Consider the following 19068-nt stretch of genomic DNA (forward strand, 5'->3'; position numbering starts at 1 on the left):
CCCCCCCCCCCCCCCCCCCCCACCCCCCCCCCCCCCCCCCCCCACCCCCCCCCCCCACCCCCCCCCCCCCCCCCCCCCCCCCCCCCCCCCCCCCCCCCCCCCCCCCCCCCCCCCCCGGGACTCCCATCTCCCGCCGCTCTCCCTTGCTATTGTGCAGTGCAGCAACGATATTGCTGCACTCGCGTTGCACAGATTGCCGTCCATTCCGGGCGTCAGAACAGGGACGGCGCCATTGCGAAAAATCTCCGACACCATCGCCCGCCTCGCCGCGCTGCAGGCGCGACATGGCGCACATCCCGCCGACCTCGGTGCGTCAGACCATCTCCGGACGCTGGCCGACTTCGGTACCAATCCCGGCGGGTTGGGAGCGAAGTTCTACATTCCCAATGACCTATCCAAGGGCACCCCGCTCGTCGTCGTGCTGCATGGCTGCACACAGAACGCGGCCGGCTATAACCATCATTCCGGCTGGTCCCCACTCGCCGACGAGGCTGGCTTCGCGCTGCTCTTTCCCGAACAGCAACGCGGCAACAATCCGAACCTCTGTTTCAACTGGTTCCAGCATGGCGACACCAAGCGTGGTTCGGGCGAGGCGCTTTCGATTCGCCAGATGATCGAGACGATGGTCGTCACCCACGGTCTCGACCGAAGGCGAATCTTCATCACCGGCCTCTCGGCCGGAGGCGCAATGGCAGCGGCCATGCTGGCGACCTATCCGGAAGTGTTTGCCGGCGGTGCGTTAATTGCCGGCCTACCCTACGGCAGCGCAACGACCATCCCGGAGGCCTTCGATCGCATGCGCGGCCACGGCGGTCCTTCCGAACAGGATCTGCAACGGGCCCTTCGCGGCGCATCGGATCATCGGGGACCGTGGCCGAGGATTTCGATTTGGCACGGTGCCGCTGACCACACGGTTTCGCCTTCCAACGCGGAAGCGATCGCAGGCCAATGGCGGGGAGTCCACCGGCTTGAGAAAGCGCCGACGCGTCGGGAAGCTGCCGGATCGCACGCAAAGCAGGTCTGGCGCAACGGCGCGGGAGAAGCCTTGATCGAAATCAACATGATCGCCGGGATGGGCCACGGCACGCCGCTCGGCAACGGCCTCGGCGCTCCGGGACCTTATATGCTTGATGTCGGCATCGCCTCCACACGCGAGATCGCGCAGTTTTGGGGAATCGCGGCAACCGAGGATAGCGCCTCCCGGAAATCGAGGCCGCAAGTGCCCTTCAACCAACCGCCACTACCCCAGTCACCGGCGCCAGGTATAGAAAATGCGAAGACGAAGCCCCCACAGTCGACTGCCATCCATCAGTTCCCGCGTCACCCGGAATCGGGCCAACCCGGCGTGAAGAAGATCATCGAGGATGCCCTGCGGGCAGCGGGCCTGATGCGCTAGGCGGGCGGCGCAAATCGCTCGCCGACTGTCTCGCCGGCCCGCGAAGGTCGAGCGGCTCCGACCAGGCAAGGGAACGCGTCGTTCTTTGGAATCTGTCCGCTTTTCAGCGAGCAGTCGCCATGCACCTCGTCCAGATCCTGCTTCCCCGCGCGGAGACGGCGATCGGTGATCCAGTGTTGGTAGTAACCGACTTGGCTGATAGCGCCATGAAGGCCGCGGGTGCACAAGGCATCGCCAGTGGCGACATCAACGAAGAGATCGGAAGCGTTTACGAAGTGATTATCCATGCCTTGCAACGTCGACGTGGCGGACGAGCGGATTGAGGGCACGCACAGGGACAGCGCGGTTACCTTCTGGAAATCTGACAAACACCCGAGCGAAGTATTCACCGCGGCTCCCGCACCATGCTGAGATAGGTTGGATCGAATTCGGCAATTTCCTGCAGTCGGTGCCAGTTCAAAATGGTCACAGTGTAGTTCGCCCAGCTTATCACCCCAACTTTACGCAACGCGCCGATCACCCGGTTCATATGAACAACAGACAGGCCAAGCACGTCGGCCAGCTCGGCCTGTGACAGTGGCAGGTGGAAACTCATGCCGCTGGTGCGCTTCACGACCTGCAGGCGCACGAAAAGCTCGCAGACAAGGTGAGCAAGATGCGCTGTCTTCGACCGCCGCCCCATGGCCACGATCCACTCGCGGTGGATCGCGCCGTCTACAAGAGTATCAAGCCACAATAGCCGGGTCAGATGTGGAGCTTCCTCTGTGATGACCCGCAGCCGGCTATGCTCTGCGATAATCACTCGACAGGGCGACAACGCCACTATGCCGTGGTCCATCGTTTTCAGAAGGAATGCGTGAAGGTCGACAAAATCGCCCGGCACCTGCAATGAGGTGAATTGCCGCCCGCCGTCTTCGAGCACTTTATAGCGGGCGGCCAGGCCCTCAAGAATCAACGTGCTGTTGGTTGGCCTGGATCCCTCCGAAACCAGGTCCTGTCCGGTCGAAAAATCCTTCTCGAACGACATGGCGCCGGCCAACAAAGCCTTTTCCGCATCGGAGAGGGCATCGTGCTGGCCGAGGTTGAGATATAGGGACTCAAGCATCCTAGCCTCCAGCAATCGCGCCTGAACGCCGATCGCCGAGAGGTTATTTGGAAGCGCACTGCACGGCTTCGGACTCTAGGCCTTCGGAAGATGGCGCACACTAACAATTGTTACAATGCACCCCATCATACTGAAATGCCATCGCCGCGGAACAATGGCGATCAACCCGAATTAGAACACGATGATAGCGTCGGGTTTTCCGAAGATGCAGCGCTTCTATTTTGACGTCTACGACTCGGATGGTCCAGAGACGGACACCGAGGGGCAATTGTTAGAGACGCCCGAACGAGCAAGAAGAGAGGCGCTTCGGATATTGCACGACATCGCACACGACGAGATGCCGGATGTCAATCTTGTGACGATCACAGTCAAAATCCGAACCGACGGTGATCGGCAAATTTTCGAGGCGTCACTCACCCTGACATCAGATTGGAGTCGTTAGACATACTAACGGTAGTCGGGAGCACGCGCAGCTAAACTCGCGCCTGCCGCGCCGCCTTCTCAAACGCAATGAAGGCGATATCCGGCGTACAGGTTCCTTCCCTTGCTGCGACGAGAAGGCGAGCGGCCTCCCTGTAGACGTCTGCCTCATTGTTCGGCCATTGCCCAGCCAATGCTAGCTCAGCCTCGGTGATCAAGCGTCCATCCACAAAGCGGATCAAGAGCGGTAGAAACTTACCCATCGTGCGCGAACCCCGTTTTGCGAGATCGGCATATGGAGCGAGACAATGGCTGACCATAACAATGCTCGGGAAACCGGCGCTACCAAGTATCCAGCGAAGAGGGTGCTGATCCCTCTGACCGATTTTCTCAGGATGCCGCTGGAAACAGAGGCCGCGCAACGGAATTGGGTTGACGAGGCGCCGAGGCCAAGTGAACGACAAGACGCACCAGTCCGATGGCCAAAACATGACGATTCCCCCTGATGCTCCTAAGCCTCGCGAGTAGCGCGGGTCGCATCCATGCTTTGCAATATTGTTGTGCGCTTCTACTTTGGCGCGAATGGCGGTGTCCGGTGAAACGCGCGGCCGTTTTAGGCCGCGCTAAGAAATCAGCGCGAAGCTTTGTAGAGCTTGGCTGCAATTTCCATCATTTCTTCGGGTGCATAGTCTGGAGTGAAGGCAGAAGGCACGCCGCTTAATTGGTGTATCTTACCTCCATCAGGCATACCTTCGATGACTTCAAGCTCGCCGGGCGGGTCACCGGGAAGCGCCGTTTCGCCCTGTCCCCATATTCCGGCAATGTCCTTGTAGTCCTCCGGACTGAATGTATAGAGCCGTCGGTGCGAACCCTCATCAAGGTATTTCTGGCACTCCGGAATGTTTCCGAGATAGATGTTTGGAGTCGGCAGCATCTTCTCGATTTCAATGCCTGTCAGGTTCTTGATTGCCAGCGCATAGGCGTGCGCGTGAACCGAACCCCGCACGAGGAGATAGCCGCAAACCTCACGGCCGGTCGGATCAGTTAGGGACTCGTAGACCCGCAGCTTGTGCAGTCTGGCCCCGCATTCCAGGTGGAAATTATGGAGCAGATCAACGATGACATTTCCCGTCGTCGTGACAAAATCCATGTTCCAGGACGAACCGTTACTGTTCATCGGCATGGCCCCGCCGGCATTGGAGAAGAATGCCCCAGCCAGGCGAATGTCCTTCATTGCCTCATAAGGTGCGCCTGAGATGTCCCCGCCGTCCTTCTCATCCGCGCCTTCGAGGTCAGGGCCGTTGTTCAGCATGGCAACGCCGTTACTGACGAGCTCGACGTGACCAAGCTCCTCTGCGGTTATTGCTGCCACCAGGCCGTAAAAGGGCTTGAGCTTCGACTTGCTACGAAAATTGAAGCTTTGGAAAAGGTAGTTTCCCAGGGTCGACATTTCACCGTATTTGCCCCCGAGCAATTCTTGCAGGGCGGCACCCGCGTTGGGATCCACCTGGGTAGGAGCGGGTAGTTCAATCTGTAACTTGTCCACGCGCAAAAACATTTGGAGCTTCCTTTGATTAGAGTTCAGTGAAGCCCAACTTCCCCGCATAAGAGTTGTTCCGCAGCCGTCGCGGCGAAAGGTCGATTACAAATTGACGAATTCTGACTAGCAGTTCTGCAAAGATTCGACGCTAAATTCGGCATCGGCCAGGCCGGCTAGGAGCGTGAAGAAGGGGCCGCACCAAGCTTCTTCGCAAATACGTGTGACGCCGGGGTACCTACATCAAATGCAAATGACCGACGGGCATTCAAGGCCCACGGTGGATGAGTCGCTGGCACATCGAACGGGCGCCGGTGCTTGAGAGTGAACATCGTACTCCCGCCCTTAAAAGGAGTTCCGCGATGGACAAACGCGAGGAATGCGCCGCCGTTTCTGCTCATGACTATTCGGTCATCAAGGGTGCCTTCAAGGCTATGGTGGCTGAAGGGCTGCCTGAACATGTGTGGGCCGAAGTTGCCGAGAGAATGGTTGGCGATTTGACCAGGTCGATCGACATTGATCCCGAGCTAGTCATGAGGATAATTCGCAGATGACTCAACGGCGCGTCGACAAGGAGAAGTTTGAGCGGGCCGACCGCGAGGCGAAGCTCGCGCTCGAGACAGAGCGGCGTCATCGTGAAGCGAAAACCGCGCGTCTTCGTGAGCAGCGGCTCGCTGCCGAGGCGAATGCCAACCCAGAGCGAAGCTACTCGCCGAAGCTCTCATCGTAGCCAAATTTGAACACTTAGCCTTGCCGTTCGTCGACAATCTGAACCAATGACTTTGCGAGTGTCGGACACAAGCGCGCGACCAGTAATTATTTCTTAGCGCGTCGAGCGCAGTTGGACTATTCCCAACGGACCGAAAGGCTCAGCCCACGTTGTCAGTGCTGTTCGGATCGATCTTCGTCAGTCGCTCTCTGGCATCGATCACGCGCCTTTGCTCGGCCCTTATCCGGCCGCACAACGCGAGATTAAGGGCGACGCCACCGTCCTCCTCCCGTAGAAGTGTAAGAAGTAGAACGCCGCACGTGCGACGCAGCCTCTCGATCAGGATGCTTCCTGCACTTCCTCGACTTGTGGCGTCACGGGTGCAGAATTAACGACGTAGGTGTTCGAGGTCAGGTCGCTAGTAGATCGGATGATGATGCCATCGTCTATTAATCGGGCAAAGGTCGCCCTTGCGATACGCAGGGGCTTGCCTTTGGCATCTGCGGCGGTGACTTGTTCGACCAGGGAACGTGAGTGATGGTGTCAACGCGCTTGAGAAAGCGCTTTTCCTTCTCAGTCAACTCGATCACGCCCGTTCCTCCATACCATTTGGCAGCGTCTGGTTGGCCGGTAACGCCGATGATGCGACTCCGTTCCAAGGACCCACGGCACCAAACCCATGGTGGGAGCTAGCGGTCCGCCGGGCTTGCTTATCATTTTCCAATGTGGAGCGGATGGCTGCTAAATTGTTTGCGATCGGCTGGCGCTTGCCGGTTTCGAAATAAAGGGCTGCGGGACAGGTGAGAAAGGCAAACTTGAGACGGGATACAGGGGCAATTAACTGAATTTCCCGCCTATAAAAGCAAGTTCGCAGAAATTTGTCGCGCCAAAATGTTGCGTACATTCGAAACTTGCCATTGGCCGTTGCGCGCTGTTCGAACGCCTCGATTGTTCAGGGCGATTGCCAGGCCACGTAGGCTGGTGATGCCGGAGCGCTGAATGGAAGCGATGATTGGCAGCACGGTCTGGGCAAACCGGTCGGCTTCTTCGATCGACATCTTCCGACCTTTCGCCGCAGCTTCGGCGGTGTTGGTCGGATTGCCGAGCTTTATGCTCGTCCTGCGTGAGGCGAGGGCGGCTTTGGTGCGCTCCGAGATCAATCGACGCTCCTTCTCGGCCAAAGCGGCGTAAAGGTGCAGCATAAACGGGTCGGCGTCAGCGCCGAGTTCGGCGACGATGAAAGGAACGCGCTGGACCATCAGTCCGGCAAGGCGACATCACGAGAGAGGCGATCGAGCTTGGCCACGACCACCGGGCATTTTGTCTGGCGGGCAAGGGCGAGGGCGGCATTCAATTGCGGCCGTCGATCAAGAGCATCCGCGCCCTTTCCGGTTTCGATCTCGGTGAACTCCTGGAGGATGATCATCCCCTCGGCCTCGGCAAAGCGGGCGACCGCGGCACGCTGGGCCTCAATGCCCAAGCCCGAGCGTCCTTGCCGTTGTGTGGAGACACGATAGTAGGCGACTGCTCTCGTCATCTTTGGTCATCCCGGGGTGTGCAAACTGCAAACCACCGTTTGCAGTGTGCTCACACTGCCTTGGATAGCAAGCTAACCGTCGGATCTGGCTCGTTATTTATTCATTATCGCGGGGGCGTGTAACAGGACTCTCAAGCAAAACCCTCTGGCGTGAGCTGACCGGTTCCCATTGGACCGGCTCAGGTTCAATTGCGATGGCGCGTCTTGCTCGAAGAGTTTGCGAATCCGGCGGAGAGATGATGATGCGAGTGATCTTACGCACTGGCTCACCGCTGTGTTCGTTCACGATCGTTTCCTTCCAGCCCATGCGGGTCTTGGCCCAGAAGATCGCCGCGGTAACGGATTGAGGGCCTTCGCCTGTGGCTTTGCGGAACAGACTCTGGGCAACAGCTAAGTTGGCCTTTGTGTGGCCGATCTTCAACTCCTGGCGGTAGTGCTTGCGCAGGGTCTTGGGATCAACCCCGATCATGGCTGCAATGCCGGGCTCAGGTACGCCGCCAAGATGGGCCTTTCCGCGCTGCTCTGCCGCCATGGGGCCATGCGTTGGCTGCCTAGCGAGGTGCGGGAGATCGTTGGCAAGGGATGGAACGCCGAGCGGCTTAGCGCTGCCTTGGAGGGGCGTCACCCGGCTATGCCCCATTGTTCGGCACGGGGATCGGCCTCAGGCTCATGTTCACCGAGAGCCGCATCCTGATCGTGGTGATGAGCATCCTCATGGGCCAGGGCATCCCGGCGCTGCCGATGCATGACGGAATCATGGTGCCGCGCTCCAAGTCCGACCAGGCGATGATTGCGATGATCGGAGCCTCGGAAGAGATTGCCGGCGTTCCCCTGCCGGTCGCGATCAAGGCATGAACTTAAGGTTGCTATCACCAAATCTGCAACGAGGATTCGACAGTCTCGTCCGCTGGCGCTAGGCTGCCTTTTGGGGGTGTTCTTGGGCCATGTCTCGCAGCTTTTCCGTTCGCGTCCTGTTGTGTCTTGCGTCGGTGCTGCTGGGAGCTACGGCGGCCCAGGCCGGATTGCAGTTCCGGGCCGGGCAGACCGATGCCGGACTCCGCTACATCGTCGTGTCGGGCGATTTCGCCTATCAGGACGACCTGTCCGTCTTCGAGACGCTGGCGCGGTCCAATGCCTCAGTGGCGGTCACATTCCAGTCTCCCGGTGGCCACGCGTCGAACCATCCTGATTTCGGCAAGCCGCCTAACCCGAATGCCCTGTCGTTCTCGCGCTGATGGGTTTTGCGTCTCAACGTGCATGAACTCGTTCTTGCCGCACCGCTCGCAACTCATTTTGCTCCCCACCAACTCGGCCTCAACATCCCCGAAGATTTCCCTCAGGTCCCCCCCGGCTGATACCAGCGCTTGACGTTGCAGAGCCCGCACTGAACTCGCACGAGCTGCCCAACCTCTTGGGCATTTCTGAGCCCCATTCGCTGCCGCGCTTATGTCTTCCACCAGTGTTAGGAATATCCAAATAGGAACTCATTCCTTCTCTGGTCAATTTTCTCTTGACAGTTTTGTTCCTATTTTGTTCACTGTCTCCATGGAACGCTTGGAGGGCACTGCCATGGACCGCATTGTCATGCTGGACAGTCGCCAAGAGGCCGCCCTTAAGGCCATCACGGACAAGTTCATTGCCCTCCAAAAGGGGGACGCATGAAGGCGCTCAAGGAAATGATTGTCCTCAACGGTCGCTTTCAGGACCAGCTTGACGCACTCTCGGCACCGCGCCGGGCGACACGGTAGGAGGCACCAAATGGGCATCATGCATCTGGACCCCGAGGCCAAGGCGGAACTGCACTCCGAAGCCGAGAGACTCATCGCTCGCTACGACAGCCCGCTTGAGACAGTGAAGGCGCTGATGGCCTACAACTGTGAGCTTGAGACCCAGATAGTCGCCCTCGCTCACCGGCATCCGGGGCTGGTGCATGTCAGCTACGACGACACGCCGCCAGTCCTGGGGTGATAGCCGTGGGCGCTCACGCGAGGCCGATGTTGCCCGATGCATGACCTTATTGCTTTCCTAGAAGCCAACTCGGCGCTGGTGCTGGCGAACCCGGCCGTCTTTGCGACGTTTGCCGTTCTCTTCGGAGGCGGGGGCTTCCTAGTCGGCCGCTACTTGCTGACCGAGCGTGTCGCCAATCTGGAAAGCCGAATTACAAGGCGCGACGAGGAAATCGCAGAGCTAAAGGCCGAAGAGAAAGCGCCAGAGCGGGAACTGCCGATGGTGCCTATAGCCGGTGCCGTTGCGACTGGTCCGAGTGCAGCGGGCGACTCAGTACGCCAAGTCCTGCCAATGAGTAAACTCGCGTTCTTGGCGTCTGAGCGGCGGTTCAACGAAAGACAATGAGCATGTCAGAGAACATCCTCCCACAGCACAAGACCCCCAAGCTGATCGTGGTCACCGCCTTCGACCGCGACGAGACCGGCGACCTTCAGCCTGTCTTTGGGCCGGCCGAGCAGCAGACAGAGGACCGGGCGATAAGGACTGCTAAGGGCTTGGCGGGAAAGCATGCGGGTGCACGCTGTGGGCGGCGTGGCCGGTCTGACTCTACAGGTTAAGGATACCGGCGCGCGCTCTTGGTTGCTTCGAGTCTCTATAGGTCAACGACGGCGCGAGATCGGGCTGGGCGGATACCCGTTGGTTCGAGGAACTGTCCGGGATTAGATTTCATTCCGCGCATGACGTGCGGGCAACTGCTGTGGCTTTGCTACGGCAAGGGCCTGGCCGTATATGTCGCTATCTCACGAGATATTCTATTCGGTTCACGACGTCGCGGAGCGTTACCGCATCTCCGTGAACAGCGTTTGGCGCTGGGCTTCAGATCGCCAAGAGTTCCCCAAGCCTGTCAAGATTGGCCCCGGTTGCACACGCTGGCGGCTGACCGAACTTGAGGCTTTTGAGAGCGGTTCGGGAGCTTGCCCAAAGTCCCGGAAACGCCCGCCCTAAGTTAGCTCAACCCGTTTAGACGTCTGCGACTGGGGCAGCCATTGGCTCCAGAGCCATCACTCTACCTTTCGTAGGAATTTTCGGATGGGCTGGAAAGCAACCTCCTCTGCTGCCGGAGCAAGCGGAAAACTCGTTTTGCTTGCCTCGGCCCGCGCTTCTGACAGGACCCCAAGGTGGAATGCTGCGGTAGCATCATGTTGTATGCAGACGACCACAGGTCTTCGGCTGATACGGCTCGACGAAGCCTCGGTTGACGGCTTCTGTTGCGCGGTCCACGGGCGTCACATGGGCTCCAACGGTCTCTCGGCAAACTGTACGAGGGATATGTGAGTTCAGAAGCTACGATCAAGCGTGGGCCACGCAATGCGCGCTACACAGCCGTTCCGAACCATGTGTTTGAAGACAAGCGCCTTTCCATGGAGGCGCGCTGGCTGCTCGGATATCTGCTGTCGAAACCTGACAACTGGACCATCCGTATGGGTGACATCTGCAACAAGGGTGGATGTGGCCGTGACAAGGCACGGCGGATGGTCAATGAGCTTGTCGAGCGAGGATATGCAGACAAAGAGCAACCACGTGATGAAGGGCGATTCGCTACCCTTCGGCTAGTTATTTTCGATGAACCGAGGTCTCAGCGCAGCGGCGATGCGACGTTGGAAAGTGTTGCATCCTTACCGCAGACTGAAAACCCGTCGACGGTAGATCCGATGACGGAAAATGCGGCACTAGCAAAGACTGATACTCAAGCAATAACTAATCATAAAAAGAGAGGCCGAACCCGCGACGATGGGCGAAAGCGTGAGCCATTGGCGGACGATCTAGGTAGGTTCGAAGCGCGGGTTATGCATCTTGCGGATAGCTTGAAATGGCCGCATTGGGCAAAATCGTCAAAGGATTGGACAGTAGCGCGCTTCGCGGAATTGTCAGATTCGGAGAGAGCTGAGGCAGAGGCGAAAGCACCTGCCTATCTCGCCTATTGTGGGCGCAAAGCATTGGCGCTCGGGCTCTATCTCAAAGATCGGAAGTGGGAGCATCTCCCCGCGTCAGCAATGTCCGCGGTTAAGGCGCCACCAATACCAATGCCCCAGCCTTTCGGAAAAGTTTGGTGTGCGATCAGGCTTTACTGGTTACTTCAACCGCCAGGACCGTTGCCAAAACCAACATCCTTCCTTGAGAAGTTGATGGCCGACGAGGGTGCCACTAGCCATCACGAGCGTTTGGCACATCAGGCGCGCTACGGCTGGCCGAGGGTCAATCTCATGGATAGTCAGGCCGACAACGGTTCCGGAACGCCCCTTCCCGGAGACATGCTTCAGCTGGAAACCGTCGTGTCGTCGTTTGAACAAGTTCGCATAGAAACGCCACTCTGGACTGCTTGGGAGGCCGAACACCAGAGGCGCGGCTGGCCGTGGTTTTCGTCCCTTGGCGATCGGCAAGTGGGCTACTTTCCGGCAGGCGGGCCAGCCGGATTGCGGGCTTTCGAAGGAACCCTGCGAGCAATGCAGGACCATGCTGCTCAGCACGCGAACGGGCCAAAAAATTTGAAAAGGCATGCTTTCTCATGAAGTGAACTGTCAACCGACGGGCTCGCAAATGCCGGGGTGTCGGGGAATGCATGCCCGGATGGGCCTGGTACAAAAAGTTGGGAAAAGTTGGGTTATGAAAAAACTTACCGAGAGGCAGCGACTGTTTGCGCACGAGTATCTCGTGGATTTGAACGCGACCCAGGCCGCGATCCGGGCCGGCTATTCGGCGAAACGGGCCGATGCCGAAGGCAGTGATCTACTCAAACACGCGGGTGTAGCCGCCCTAGTTGAACAATTGAAATTTGAACGCTCTGAGCGAGTCCAGTTCGGCTCAGACGCCTTGCTGGTGAGCTTGAGGGCGCAGGCGGATGCTGATTTGGCGGACATTTTCGATCTAAATGGGACGATAAAGCCCATTCACGCCTGGCCTCTCGTTTGGCGCCAAGGTCTTATCCGAGGCATCGAGTCAGAGGAGCGCTACGAACGTGGCAAAAGCGGCAAGAAGATCGTTGTCGGGCGCGTCACCAAAATCAAACTCAGTGATCGAGGCCGGCTTCTCGAACTCATCGGCAAGCATGTCAAAGTGAATGCCTTCAACGTCAAATATGGGCAACCTACGGCTGACACAATTGAAGAGTTCTTCGCAGAGATAATGGGCAACGCGATACGACCGAAGTCCAACTGAGAATGAGTGACCGATGCGTCTGTACGCGAACTTTTGGGAGGCCCGATGATCGTTCTTGTGTGTGGAGGTCGCGGATTCGGAGTCCTTCCCGAGGGCACCACAGATCTGCAAAGCAACTTCGACCTAAACAAGGCTGCGAGAGAGCGCAGCCTGTTGTACCAAGTGCTTGATCGGTTGAATGGGGAGCGCCATTTCTCGATAGTCGTTCATGGGGATGCTAATGGTGCTGACCGTCTGGCGGGAGCTTGGGCCGAGAGCCGACAAATCCCCGTGAGGGCTTTCCCAGCCGATTGGGAAACTCATCGCCGCGCAGCGGGGCCGATCCGAAACAAGCAAATGCTAGATGAAGGCACTCCCGATCTCGTCGTCGCGTTTCCGGGTGGAAGAGGCACGGCCAACATGGTGCTTCAATCAAAAAATGCCGGTATTTCGGTCGTTGAAGTGAGACATCTTGTGGGCCGTTCGGCGTCGGTCACGGAGCACGATCAGCGGCACAACGATTATGCCGGAAACGAGGAGGACCCAGTCCTGCACGATCGAAAGAGCGAACGCGGCACTCCCGCCGATCAGGGACCAGACCAGAGGGACAATCAGTAGCCACACCGATACGCGCGAGGTCGTCAAAAGCAGCATCCCGAAGGCGAAGAGCGCTACCGGACAGGGCGTTATGCCGAACATGGGGGCATCTCCGGATATGCATATCCGCTCCACATTCCAAGGAACGGGTAAAGTATGCCCGAGTAGGCGACAAATGTCGCGCCAAGCCAGCCTAGGGCATCAGCCGGTGGAGCGAAACGCAGGTCCGAACGAACGACTCCGAAATAGGCCAACAGCACCGACTCAATAACGAAGAGCGCTCCGAACCCGAAGGCCGCCGTGTTGATGGTCGAGAAGAATGCCCCATGATAGGCGACACCCGTCGACAGCCACATCAGAGCAAGCCCTGCCGCGATGAGGCGTCCCGATCGCGTCGAAGGCCAAAACAAGAGTACGACGAGACCCACACCGACAATATAGGCCACTATTTGCGCGGGCCATACGGACACATTGTAGGACGCGAAGACTGCCAAAAACTGTTCCTTCGTAAACGGCAGCATGGTGGAGCCTCCTTGCCCAGGCCACGCCAAGGAACACCCATGAGCGATTGCGCATTGTCTCAGCTCAAAGAGGGCGCGGCGGTTGGCACATAGGTTCGATTTGCCGGCCTGGCTGAGCGCTCAGCAGGTGACGAGATCCGTGTGGCCAAACCCCTTGGAGTAATCGAGCACGGAGATGACTGTAGGCATCACGCGCAATATGCGGACCTGCTCCGGAGTCGGCATCGGGCCTGGGAGCGAGACTTGCTCCGGATACTTCAGCGGCAGCATCCGCAGGACCTTTTCTGCTTCGGCCCGGTCTGCCACCGGCTGCGTGCGCGCCGCCATGGAAAGTCCGGTGATTTCCATAACCTGAGGCGTGTCGTGATCAATGGTCAAGGACACGCGATCATCTCGCGCCAGATTCGCCGCCTTCTGGCTATCCAGACCGCAGAGGAAGTAGAGCGTAAGGCCTTCGTTCACGTAGCCGACGGTCGTCGCCTGTGGCCAGCCGTCCGGCCTCAGCGTTGCAATTGTCATGATCCGGTGCTGATCCAACAGCGTCAGGATCTTGTTTCTGACCTCTTCGTTCATCGGTTGTCTCCAAAGTCACTGCCGCCCATGACGATAGTAGGGGCCGTGGATCACCTGGCATTGACGCACATCAACGCAGATGGCCCGCAAACGGCCGCAATGGCTGATCCGGGCATCAGTACTGGTTGCCGCTGCTGCGATGTACGGGCGCTGGGAGTCATCGGCGCTGGTTGTCACCAACGTCAGCTATCGGGCGGTGAAATGGATTATTGAGGGACGCCCAAGGGTGCATCAGCCGACATTGCTCGACTTCGGCCTTTGATTCAGCAGACGCAGACCGAATGTCCGGAAGACGCCAAGACCGGTCTTGGCAATGCTGAATATCAGCATTTGGCGGCGCTAAGCGGACTTAGCGAACGAGCGTGCGCAACTTTATTCCTCGGCCCCACCGATCGCAGCATTTGCGGTGGATCAATGCTCGCGCCGTCAACTACCTCCATAGATGTCGCAAGCGCGGGCATGACGGTGGCTCGACCCTGTCACAAAGGAGGCGAAATCTGATGAAGCTTATGGCATCCCTCTCCCTGGCGACATACCCGGAGGCGAACACACCAAAGATCGCATCGAATGCAGTCGCAGTCGCCAAGTACATTGGAGCGACGCTGCACGCGGTCGCCATCAATGTCGACATTCCCGACATTTCAAACGCTCTATCGAGCTACCTGCTCGATCTTCCTTACAAGATCCGGGAGGCCGAAGCGACGAGTCGCAAGTTCGGCAAGAACCTGCTGGAAACGGTTGCAAAGGAAGCCTTGCAGGGCGGTGTGAGCTTGACGACGCAAGAGATGACGGCACTGCCGGCATTGATCGGGGAGACCGCGGCCGCGCAGTGCCGCTATTTCGATATCTGCCTGGTCGGATGGACGTCGGACAACCAGACGTCGCGAATGACAGCCGAGGCGATCGTGTTCGGTTCGGGTCGATCGACCTTGCTTCTTCCTGACTCCACGAATATCGGTGCGCTTGATCATGTCGTCATCGCCTGGGACGGCAGCCGTGTGGCGGCGCGGGCCGTCGCCGACGCGCGTCCGTTCCTGGAGCGCGCTTCCAAGGTGACGGTCGTCAGTGTGACCGACGAAAAGCCGCTGCCTGGAAAAGACATCGGTGAACGCCTTGCCGAGGGCCTGAGGACACGCGGGCTGACGGTCAAAACCTCTTCGATCCAGGCCGGTAACCTTTCGATCGCCGGCGCTCTCCAGGAGCATGCCATCAAGATCGGCGGCAAGCTGCTGGTCATGGGTGGATACGGTCATTCGCGTGTCAGGGACTTCGTGCTCGGCGGCGCAACCGAGGGTGTTCTCGCGGATCTGCGCCTGCCTGTCCTGCTCTCGCACTAGGTCGCGACGGCATGCAAGGCGGTCGCGGCATGGATCCGGTTCTGCGCTTCCATGGCGCGGCCCACGGCGTTACCGGCTCCTGCTATGAGATCGAAACGCCTCGCTGGCGGGTTCTCGTCGACTGCGGCCTGTTCCAGGGATCGAAGTCGGAGCGGGAACTGAACTATGGCCCGTTCCCGCCGAACGCGATTGACGCTGTCATCCTGACGCATGCGCATATCGACCACAGCGGGCTCTTGCCGAAGTTGGTCAAGCACGGCTTTTCCGGCCCGATCCATACGACCCGCGCCACAATCGATCTCTGCTCGGTGATGCTGTTGGACGCGGCGCATATCCAGGAAATGGAGGTCGAGCAACTGAACCGCCGCAATGCGCAGCGCGGACGGCCGCTAGTCGAGCCGATTTATAGCCTTCAGGATGCGGCTGCCTGCATGACCTTGTTCCGGGCTCTGGAATACGGCGAATGGATTGAGGTCGCCGATGGCCTTCGGGCACGCTTCTGGAACGCCGGCCATTTGCTCGGCTCCGCCTCGGTCGAACTCGAGATCGATCTGGATCATCAGAAGACACCGATGCGCATTTTGTTTTCAGGCGATATCGGGCCTGGCCACAAGCTGCTTCAGACCGATCCGGAAGGTCCGGCCGGTGTCGACTATCTCATCTGCGAATCGACATATGGCGATCGGGACCGGCCGAATGTTTCGCCCGAACAGCGGCGATCCCTGCTCTGCGACATCGTTCGTGGCGCTGCCGCGGCCAGCGGCCCGCTGATCATTCCCTCCTTCGCGGTTGAGCGGACGCAGGAACTGCTGGTCGACCTCCACCTGCTCATGCAGACGGGTGCCGTGCCGACGGCGCCGGTCTTCGTAGACTCGCCGCTGGCCACACGCGCCAGTGCAGTTTTCGAACGGCACGCCGACGATATCGAACAGGGCGACGTCTTGCGCCAGGCCCTCAGCTCGAAGGAACTGCGCTTCACCGAGACGGTGGAACAGAGCAAGGCGATCAATCGCCTGACCGGCTTCTTCGTGGTGATCGCCGCCAGTGGCATGTGCGATGCGGGGCGAATCCGCCATCACCTCAAGGCCAATCTCTGGCGCCGGAATGCCACGGTGATGATCGCCGGGTACCAGGCCCAGGGGTCGCTCGGCAGGGTACTGCTCGACGGGGCGCGGCGCGTGCGCATCCAGGGTGAAGAGGTCGAGGTCAAGGCGCATATCAGCCTGTTCGACCTTTATTCCGGCCATGCCGACGCTGCCGAACTGGTCGCCTGGGTCGAGGCCAGAAGTCCGGTAAAGCAGGTGGTGTTCCTGACCCATGGCGAGGAAGAGGGGCTACGCGGCTTCAGCAAGCGGTTGCGATCGACGGTCCCTGACGACAGGATCATCATGCCGCGGCTGGATGATGCCTTCCAATTGACACTCAGTGGCAGTTTGCCAGTCGAGCTCAACGAGCCGCGCCGTCTGAGACCGGAAAAAATTGCCCGCCTCGACTGGCACAACGACCTTTCAAAACTTCTCCTGGACATCAACGAGGCGGTCGGTGCCGCAGCCGACGAGCGGGGTCGCGCAGCGGTGATCAGGCGCATGCGCCGGGCGCTCGAGAACAATGACGCATAGAGGCCGCGAAGCGATGAACTGCAAGCGTACCAACGCGTTTGTGTCCATTCGACAGACCGACGAACAGAGGCGCAAGTCGCGATCCGGCGACGGTCGCCAACAGGCAACGGAGTCAAACATGACCGACCATACGACAATCCCAGCGTCCGGTGGCCTTCTATCAGACCAGGAGCTGCACGATATCGATGCCTATTGGCGCGCTGCGAACTATCTGACGATTGGCCAGATTTACCTGCTCGACAACCCGCTGCTACGCGAGCCATTGCGGCTGGAGCATGTCAAGCCGCGCCTGCTCGGCCACTGGGGAACGTCGCCGGGATTGAGTTTCATCTATGCGCACCTCAATCGCGTAATCAGGCTCAGGGACGCGAATGTGATCTATGTTTGCGGTCCTGGCCACGGCGGCCCGGCTATGGTGGCGAACACCTATCTCGAGGGCATCTATAGTGAATTCAATCCGGACATATCGATGGATGAGCAGGGGATGCGCAAGCTGTTCCGGCAGTTCTCGTTTCCGGGTGGCATCCCGAGCCATGCCGCACCCGACGTGCCCGGCTCGATCCACGAGGGCGGCGAATTGGGCTACGCGCTCTCGCATGCCTTTGGCGCGGCCTTCGACAATCCGGACCTTGTCGTCGCCTGCGTCGTCGGCGACGGGGAGGCCGAAACCGGGCCGCTTGCCACCGCATGGCATTCCAACAAGTTCCTCAACCCGGCGCGCGATGGCGCGGTTCTGCCGATCCTGCATCTGAACGGTTACAAGATCGCCAATCCGACAATCCTGGCCCGTATCCCCGAAGACGAACTGCGCGCCCTGTTCGTCGGTTATGGCTATGAGCCACTGTTTGTCGAGGGCCATGACCCAGCGTTGATGCACGAGCGGATGGCAATCGTGCTTGACGACGCGCTCGATCGCATCCGCGCGATCCAGCATGCCGCCCGTGCAGGTTCCGCAGCACCGACGGCGCGACCAAAATGGCCGATGATCGTGCTGCGCAGCCCCAAGGGCTGGACTGGGCCGAAAGAGGTCGACGGGCTGAAGACAGAAGGCTTCTGGCGCCCGCACCAGGTTCCCTTGTCGGGCCTTGCGGAAAATCCGGCGCATCTGAAGCTGCTCGAGGAGTGGCTGAGAAGCTACCGGCCGGAAGAGTTGTTCGATGGCGCTGGTGCTCCCGTCGCCGCGATCCGCGCCACCACGCCGCAAGCCGCGCGGCGAATGGGCGCCAACCCGCATGCCAATGGCGGCTTGCTGCGCCGCTCCCTTGATCTGCCCAGTCTACGGGACCATGCCGTTTCCGTCGAGCGGCCGGGAGCGGTGAAGGCCGAGTCAACGCGGACAATGGGCAAGTTCCTGCGCGCCGTTATGGAGCTGAATGTTGCGGCGAAGAACTTCCGCATCGTCGGTCCGGATGAGACAGCCTCGAACCGGCTTCAGGACGTGTTCGAAGTCACCGAGCGCGCCTGGATGGAAACGATCCTGCCCGAGGACGTTCATCTCGGCCGCGACGGCAGGGTCCTGGAAATCCTCTCGGAACACACCTGCCAGGGCTGGCTTGAAGGCTACCTGCTGACCGGGCGGCACGGCCTGTTCTCCTGCTACGAAGCATTCATCCACATCGTCGATTCCATGTTCAACCAGCATGCGAAATGGCTGGATGCCTGCCGCGACATTCCGTGGCGGCGGCCGATTGCGTCGCTGAACTATCTGCTGTCGAGCCATGTCTGGCATCAGGAGCACAATGGCTTCAGCCATCAGGATCCCGGCTTCATCGATGTTGCCCTCAACAAGAAGGCCGACATCGTGCGCGTCTATCTGCCGCCGGATGCCAACACCTTGCTTTGCGTGACCGATCACGTGCTGCGGACATGGAACCGCATCAACGTCATCGTCGCCGGCAAGCCGCCGTCATGGCAATGGCTGTCGATGGACAAGGCCGTCGTCCATTGCAGGACAGGGATCGGTATCTGGGACTGGGCGTCGACCGAGAATGGCGACGAGCCGGACGTCGTGATGGCTTGCGCCGGCGACGTTCCGACGCTCGAAACGCTGGCCGCCGTGCAGATCCTCAGGCACCACGTTCCTGAGCTCAGGATCAGGGTGGTCAACGTGGTCGACCTGATGACCCTGCAGCCCAGGGAACATCACCCACATGGGTTGTCGGATCGCGAATTCGACGCCCTGTTTACCACGGAAAAGCCGGTCATCTTCGCCTATCACGGCTATCCCTGGACCATCCATCGCCTGACCTACCGGCGCGCCAATCACGACAACATCCATGTGCGCGGATACAACGAGGAGGGCACGACGACGACGCCATTCGACATGACGGTGCTGAATGGCCTCGATCGATACCATCTCGTCCAAAGCGTCCTCGACCGCCTGCCAAAGGTCAAAGGCGCCAGTATCAGCCTGATCCAGGCAATGGAGGGTAAGCTGCTTGAGCATCGAGCCTATATTCGGGCTCATGGGCAGGATATGCCGGAGATCCTTGGCTGGAAATGGGAGTAGGGGCCGGATGCAACGCCAAAACCTGCTGAATGAGCCGATGAGCGGCCTTCGGCGCATCGCAATGGC

General features: G+C 59.5%; 26 protein-coding genes and 1 pseudogene. 16 read left to right on the forward strand and 11 right to left on the reverse strand.

Annotated features, from left to right (window positions below; all coding sequences use genetic code 11):
• Nucleotides 1–232: 232 nt before the first annotated feature.
• Nucleotides 233–1396, forward strand: coding sequence for an extracellular catalytic domain type 1 short-chain-length polyhydroxyalkanoate depolymerase (locus AC0L14_RS24485; RefSeq protein WP_473751058.1), 1164 nt, complete (start codon nt 233–235; stop codon nt 1394–1396).
• Here the strand turns inward: AC0L14_RS24485 and AC0L14_RS24490 are convergent.
• Both AC0L14_RS24490 and AC0L14_RS24495 read right to left on the reverse strand, forming a co-directional pair.
• On the reverse strand, nt 1393–1785 hold the full coding sequence (locus tag AC0L14_RS24490; RefSeq protein ID WP_244602957.1) for a hypothetical protein: 393 nt from the start codon (nt 1783–1785) through the stop codon (nt 1393–1395). The genes AC0L14_RS24485 and AC0L14_RS24490 overlap by 4 nt on opposite strands.
• On the reverse strand, nt 1782–2501 hold the full coding sequence (locus AC0L14_RS24495) for a Crp/Fnr family transcriptional regulator (RefSeq protein ID WP_077383388.1): 720 nt from the start codon (nt 2499–2501) through the stop codon (nt 1782–1784). Before AC0L14_RS24495 ends, AC0L14_RS24490 begins: the two co-directional genes overlap by 4 nt.
• 205 nt (nt 2502–2706) lie before the next feature.
• Here AC0L14_RS24495 and AC0L14_RS24500 point away from each other — a divergent pair, with 205 nt between their 5' ends.
• Complete coding sequence (locus tag AC0L14_RS24500) at nt 2707–2943, forward strand: DUF6894 family protein (protein ID WP_123150106.1); 237 nt, start codon at nt 2707–2709, stop codon at nt 2941–2943.
• Between the two features lie 31 nt (nt 2944–2974).
• Here AC0L14_RS24500 and AC0L14_RS24505 read toward each other — a convergent pair whose 3' ends face one another.
• Together AC0L14_RS24505 and AC0L14_RS24510 are read right to left on the reverse strand one after the other, a co-directional pair.
• The gene (locus tag AC0L14_RS24505) at nt 2975–3412 is read right to left on the reverse strand and encodes a DUF982 domain-containing protein (RefSeq protein ID WP_473750972.1); all 438 of its coding nucleotides are present in this window, start codon (nt 3410–3412) and stop codon (nt 2975–2977) included.
• A gap of 140 nt (nt 3413–3552) precedes the next feature.
• Nucleotides 3553–4479 carry a manganese catalase family protein gene (locus AC0L14_RS24510; protein ID WP_077383390.1) on the reverse strand — a complete coding sequence of 309 codons (927 nt, stop codon included), beginning with the start codon at nt 4477–4479 and terminating at the stop codon, nt 3553–3555.
• Nucleotides 4480–4820: 341 nt separating this feature from the next.
• Between AC0L14_RS24510 and AC0L14_RS24515 the strand changes: the two genes are divergently transcribed.
• Both AC0L14_RS24515 and AC0L14_RS24520 read left to right on the forward strand, forming a co-directional pair.
• Nucleotides 4821–5012, forward strand: a complete 192-nt coding sequence (locus AC0L14_RS24515) for a hypothetical protein (RefSeq protein WP_077383391.1) — start codon at nt 4821–4823, stop codon at nt 5010–5012.
• Entirely contained in the window at nt 5009–5188 is a 180-nt protein-coding gene (locus AC0L14_RS24520) for a hypothetical protein (RefSeq protein WP_077383392.1), read from the forward strand. Before AC0L14_RS24515 ends, AC0L14_RS24520 begins: the two co-directional genes overlap by 4 nt.
• Nucleotides 5189–6021: 833 nt before the next feature.
• Here AC0L14_RS24520 and AC0L14_RS24525 read toward each other — a convergent pair.
• The 3 genes from AC0L14_RS24525 to AC0L14_RS24535 all read right to left on the reverse strand — a co-directional run bounded on the left by AC0L14_RS24525 (nt 6022) and on the right by AC0L14_RS24535 (nt 7236).
• A complete protein-coding gene (locus AC0L14_RS24525; protein WP_473750973.1) occupies nt 6022–6426 on the reverse strand; it encodes a recombinase family protein in 405 nt (134 codons plus the stop codon).
• A complete protein-coding gene (locus AC0L14_RS24530; protein ID WP_473750974.1) occupies nt 6426–6704 on the reverse strand; it encodes a recombinase family protein in 279 nt (92 codons plus the stop codon). Before AC0L14_RS24530 ends, AC0L14_RS24525 begins: the two co-directional genes overlap by 1 nt.
• Before the next feature lie 97 nt (nt 6705–6801).
• Nucleotides 6802–7236 carry a hypothetical protein gene (locus AC0L14_RS24535; protein ID WP_473750975.1) on the reverse strand — a complete coding sequence of 145 codons (435 nt, stop codon included), beginning with the start codon at nt 7234–7236 and terminating at the stop codon, nt 6802–6804.
• A 137-nt stretch (nt 7237–7373) separates the two neighbouring features.
• Here AC0L14_RS24535 and AC0L14_RS24540 point away from each other — a divergent pair, with 137 nt between their 5' ends.
• The 4 genes from AC0L14_RS24540 (at nt 7374) to AC0L14_RS24555 (ending at nt 9056) form a co-directional block, all read left to right on the forward strand.
• Nucleotides 7374–7559, forward strand: a complete 186-nt coding sequence (locus AC0L14_RS24540) for a hypothetical protein (RefSeq protein ID WP_473750976.1) — start codon at nt 7374–7376, stop codon at nt 7557–7559.
• An 89-nt stretch (nt 7560–7648) separates the two neighbouring features.
• Complete coding sequence (locus AC0L14_RS24545) at nt 7649–7939, forward strand: hypothetical protein (protein WP_473750977.1); 291 nt, start codon at nt 7649–7651, stop codon at nt 7937–7939.
• Between the two features lie 523 nt (nt 7940–8462).
• Nucleotides 8463–8672 carry a hypothetical protein gene (locus tag AC0L14_RS24550; RefSeq protein WP_287381639.1) on the forward strand — a complete coding sequence of 70 codons (210 nt, stop codon included), beginning with the start codon at nt 8463–8465 and terminating at the stop codon, nt 8670–8672.
• 36 nt (nt 8673–8708) lie between these two features.
• Nucleotides 8709–9056, forward strand: coding sequence for a hypothetical protein (locus AC0L14_RS24555; RefSeq protein ID WP_473750978.1), 348 nt, complete (start codon nt 8709–8711; stop codon nt 9054–9056).
• Nucleotides 9057–9061: 5 nt separating this feature from the next.
• Here the strand turns inward: AC0L14_RS24555 and AC0L14_RS24560 are convergent, their stop codons facing one another.
• The gene (locus AC0L14_RS24560) at nt 9062–9220 is read right to left on the reverse strand and encodes a hypothetical protein (RefSeq protein ID WP_473750979.1); all 159 of its coding nucleotides are present in this window, start codon (nt 9218–9220) and stop codon (nt 9062–9064) included.
• Here AC0L14_RS24560 and AC0L14_RS24565 point away from each other — a divergent pair.
• The 4 genes and pseudogenes from AC0L14_RS24565 to AC0L14_RS24580 all read left to right on the forward strand — a co-directional run.
• Nucleotides 9219–9374: an integrase arm-type DNA-binding domain-containing protein gene (locus AC0L14_RS24565; RefSeq protein ID WP_473750980.1), complete on the forward strand. Its 156-nt coding sequence runs from the start codon at nt 9219–9221 to the stop codon at nt 9372–9374. The genes AC0L14_RS24560 and AC0L14_RS24565 overlap by 2 nt on opposite strands.
• Nucleotides 9375–9982: 608 nt before the next feature.
• Nucleotides 9983–11221, forward strand: coding sequence for a helix-turn-helix domain-containing protein (locus AC0L14_RS24570; protein WP_473750981.1), 1239 nt, complete (start codon nt 9983–9985; stop codon nt 11219–11221).
• Between the two features lie 94 nt (nt 11222–11315).
• Nucleotides 11316–11867 carry a terminase small subunit gene (locus AC0L14_RS24575; protein WP_473750982.1) on the forward strand — a complete coding sequence of 184 codons (552 nt, stop codon included), beginning with the start codon at nt 11316–11318 and terminating at the stop codon, nt 11865–11867.
• Nucleotides 11868–11912: 45 nt separating this feature from the next.
• A pseudogene (locus AC0L14_RS24580) lies at nt 11913–12158 on the forward strand (DUF2493 domain-containing protein); the annotation flags it as partial.
• 120 nt (nt 12159–12278) lie between these two features.
• Here AC0L14_RS24580 and AC0L14_RS24585 read toward each other — a convergent pair.
• The 3 genes from AC0L14_RS24585 to AC0L14_RS24595 all read right to left on the reverse strand — a co-directional run bounded on the left by AC0L14_RS24585 (nt 12279) and on the right by AC0L14_RS24595 (nt 13537).
• On the reverse strand, nt 12279–12545 hold the full coding sequence (locus tag AC0L14_RS24585; protein ID WP_473750983.1) for a DUF6064 family protein: 267 nt from the start codon (nt 12543–12545) through the stop codon (nt 12279–12281).
• On the reverse strand, nt 12533–12964 hold the full coding sequence (locus AC0L14_RS24590) for a DUF6064 family protein (RefSeq protein WP_473750984.1): 432 nt from the start codon (nt 12962–12964) through the stop codon (nt 12533–12535). Before AC0L14_RS24590 ends, AC0L14_RS24585 begins: the two co-directional genes overlap by 13 nt.
• Nucleotides 12965–13084: 120 nt before the next feature.
• A complete protein-coding gene (locus AC0L14_RS24595) occupies nt 13085–13537 on the reverse strand; it encodes a pyridoxamine 5'-phosphate oxidase family protein (RefSeq protein WP_473750985.1) in 453 nt (150 codons plus the stop codon).
• Nucleotides 13538–13616: 79 nt separating this feature from the next.
• Between AC0L14_RS24595 and AC0L14_RS24600 the strand changes: the two genes are divergently transcribed.
• The 4 genes from AC0L14_RS24600 (at nt 13617) to AC0L14_RS24615 (ending at nt 19002) form a co-directional block, all read left to right on the forward strand.
• On the forward strand, nt 13617–13799 hold the full coding sequence (locus AC0L14_RS24600; protein WP_473750986.1) for a hypothetical protein: 183 nt from the start codon (nt 13617–13619) through the stop codon (nt 13797–13799).
• 238 nt (nt 13800–14037) lie between these two features.
• Nucleotides 14038–14874 (forward strand): universal stress protein, encoded by an 837-nt coding sequence (locus tag AC0L14_RS24605; RefSeq protein ID WP_473750987.1) that lies wholly within the window; start codon nt 14038–14040, stop codon nt 14872–14874.
• Nucleotides 14875–14903: 29 nt separating this feature from the next.
• Entirely contained in the window at nt 14904–16493 is a 1590-nt protein-coding gene (locus tag AC0L14_RS24610) for an MBL fold metallo-hydrolase (RefSeq protein WP_473750988.1), read from the forward strand.
• A gap of 118 nt (nt 16494–16611) precedes the next feature.
• Nucleotides 16612–19002 carry a phosphoketolase family protein gene (locus tag AC0L14_RS24615; protein WP_473750989.1) on the forward strand — a complete coding sequence of 797 codons (2391 nt, stop codon included), beginning with the start codon at nt 16612–16614 and terminating at the stop codon, nt 19000–19002.
• The last annotated feature ends 66 nt before the right edge of the window (nt 19003–19068 follow it).

The organism is Mesorhizobium sp. WSM4841 (assembly GCF_055811515.1).

Bases quoted from the DNA above. Each gene is read 5' to 3' on its own strand.
- AC0L14_RS24615 (WP_473750989.1), top strand. From the start codon at position 16,612: ATGACCGACCATACGACAATCCCAGCGTCCGGTGGCCTTCTATCAGAC.
- AC0L14_RS24510 (WP_077383390.1), bottom strand. From the start codon at position 4,479: ATGTTTTTGCGCGTGGACAAGTTACAGATTGAACTACCCGCTCCTACC.
- AC0L14_RS24610 (WP_473750988.1), top strand. From the start codon at position 14,904: ATGGATCCGGTTCTGCGCTTCCATGGCGCGGCCCACGGCGTTACCGGC.
- AC0L14_RS24595 (WP_473750985.1), bottom strand. From the start codon at position 13,537: ATGAACGAAGAGGTCAGAAACAAGATCCTGACGCTGTTGGATCAGCAC.
- AC0L14_RS24575 (WP_473750982.1), top strand. From the start codon at position 11,316: ATGAAAAAACTTACCGAGAGGCAGCGACTGTTTGCGCACGAGTATCTC.
- AC0L14_RS24495 (WP_077383388.1), bottom strand. From the start codon at position 2,501: ATGCTTGAGTCCCTATATCTCAACCTCGGCCAGCACGATGCCCTCTCC.
- AC0L14_RS24520 (WP_077383392.1), top strand. From the start codon at position 5,009: ATGACTCAACGGCGCGTCGACAAGGAGAAGTTTGAGCGGGCCGACCGC.
- AC0L14_RS24545 (WP_473750977.1), top strand. From the start codon at position 7,649: ATGTCTCGCAGCTTTTCCGTTCGCGTCCTGTTGTGTCTTGCGTCGGTG.
- AC0L14_RS24560 (WP_473750979.1), bottom strand. From the start codon at position 9,220: ATGCTTTCCCGCCAAGCCCTTAGCAGTCCTTATCGCCCGGTCCTCTGT.
- AC0L14_RS24505 (WP_473750972.1), bottom strand. From the start codon at position 3,412: ATGTTTTGGCCATCGGACTGGTGCGTCTTGTCGTTCACTTGGCCTCGG.
- AC0L14_RS24535 (WP_473750975.1), bottom strand. From the start codon at position 7,236: ATGGCGGCAGAGCAGCGCGGAAAGGCCCATCTTGGCGGCGTACCTGAG.
- AC0L14_RS24605 (WP_473750987.1), top strand. From the start codon at position 14,038: ATGAAGCTTATGGCATCCCTCTCCCTGGCGACATACCCGGAGGCGAAC.
- AC0L14_RS24585 (WP_473750983.1), bottom strand. From the start codon at position 12,545: ATGTTCGGCATAACGCCCTGTCCGGTAGCGCTCTTCGCCTTCGGGATG.
- AC0L14_RS24600 (WP_473750986.1), top strand. From the start codon at position 13,617: ATGGCCCGCAAACGGCCGCAATGGCTGATCCGGGCATCAGTACTGGTT.
- AC0L14_RS24550 (WP_287381639.1), top strand. From the start codon at position 8,463: ATGGGCATCATGCATCTGGACCCCGAGGCCAAGGCGGAACTGCACTCC.
- AC0L14_RS24515 (WP_077383391.1), top strand. From the start codon at position 4,821: ATGGACAAACGCGAGGAATGCGCCGCCGTTTCTGCTCATGACTATTCG.
- AC0L14_RS24500 (WP_123150106.1), top strand. From the start codon at position 2,707: ATGCAGCGCTTCTATTTTGACGTCTACGACTCGGATGGTCCAGAGACG.
- AC0L14_RS24565 (WP_473750980.1), top strand. From the start codon at position 9,219: ATGCGGGTGCACGCTGTGGGCGGCGTGGCCGGTCTGACTCTACAGGTT.
- AC0L14_RS24590 (WP_473750984.1), bottom strand. From the start codon at position 12,964: ATGCTGCCGTTTACGAAGGAACAGTTTTTGGCAGTCTTCGCGTCCTAC.
- AC0L14_RS24540 (WP_473750976.1), top strand. From the start codon at position 7,374: ATGTTCACCGAGAGCCGCATCCTGATCGTGGTGATGAGCATCCTCATG.
- AC0L14_RS24530 (WP_473750974.1), bottom strand. From the start codon at position 6,704: ATGACGAGAGCAGTCGCCTACTATCGTGTCTCCACACAACGGCAAGGA.
- AC0L14_RS24525 (WP_473750973.1), bottom strand. From the start codon at position 6,426: ATGGTCCAGCGCGTTCCTTTCATCGTCGCCGAACTCGGCGCTGACGCC.
- AC0L14_RS24555 (WP_473750978.1), top strand. From the start codon at position 8,709: ATGCATGACCTTATTGCTTTCCTAGAAGCCAACTCGGCGCTGGTGCTG.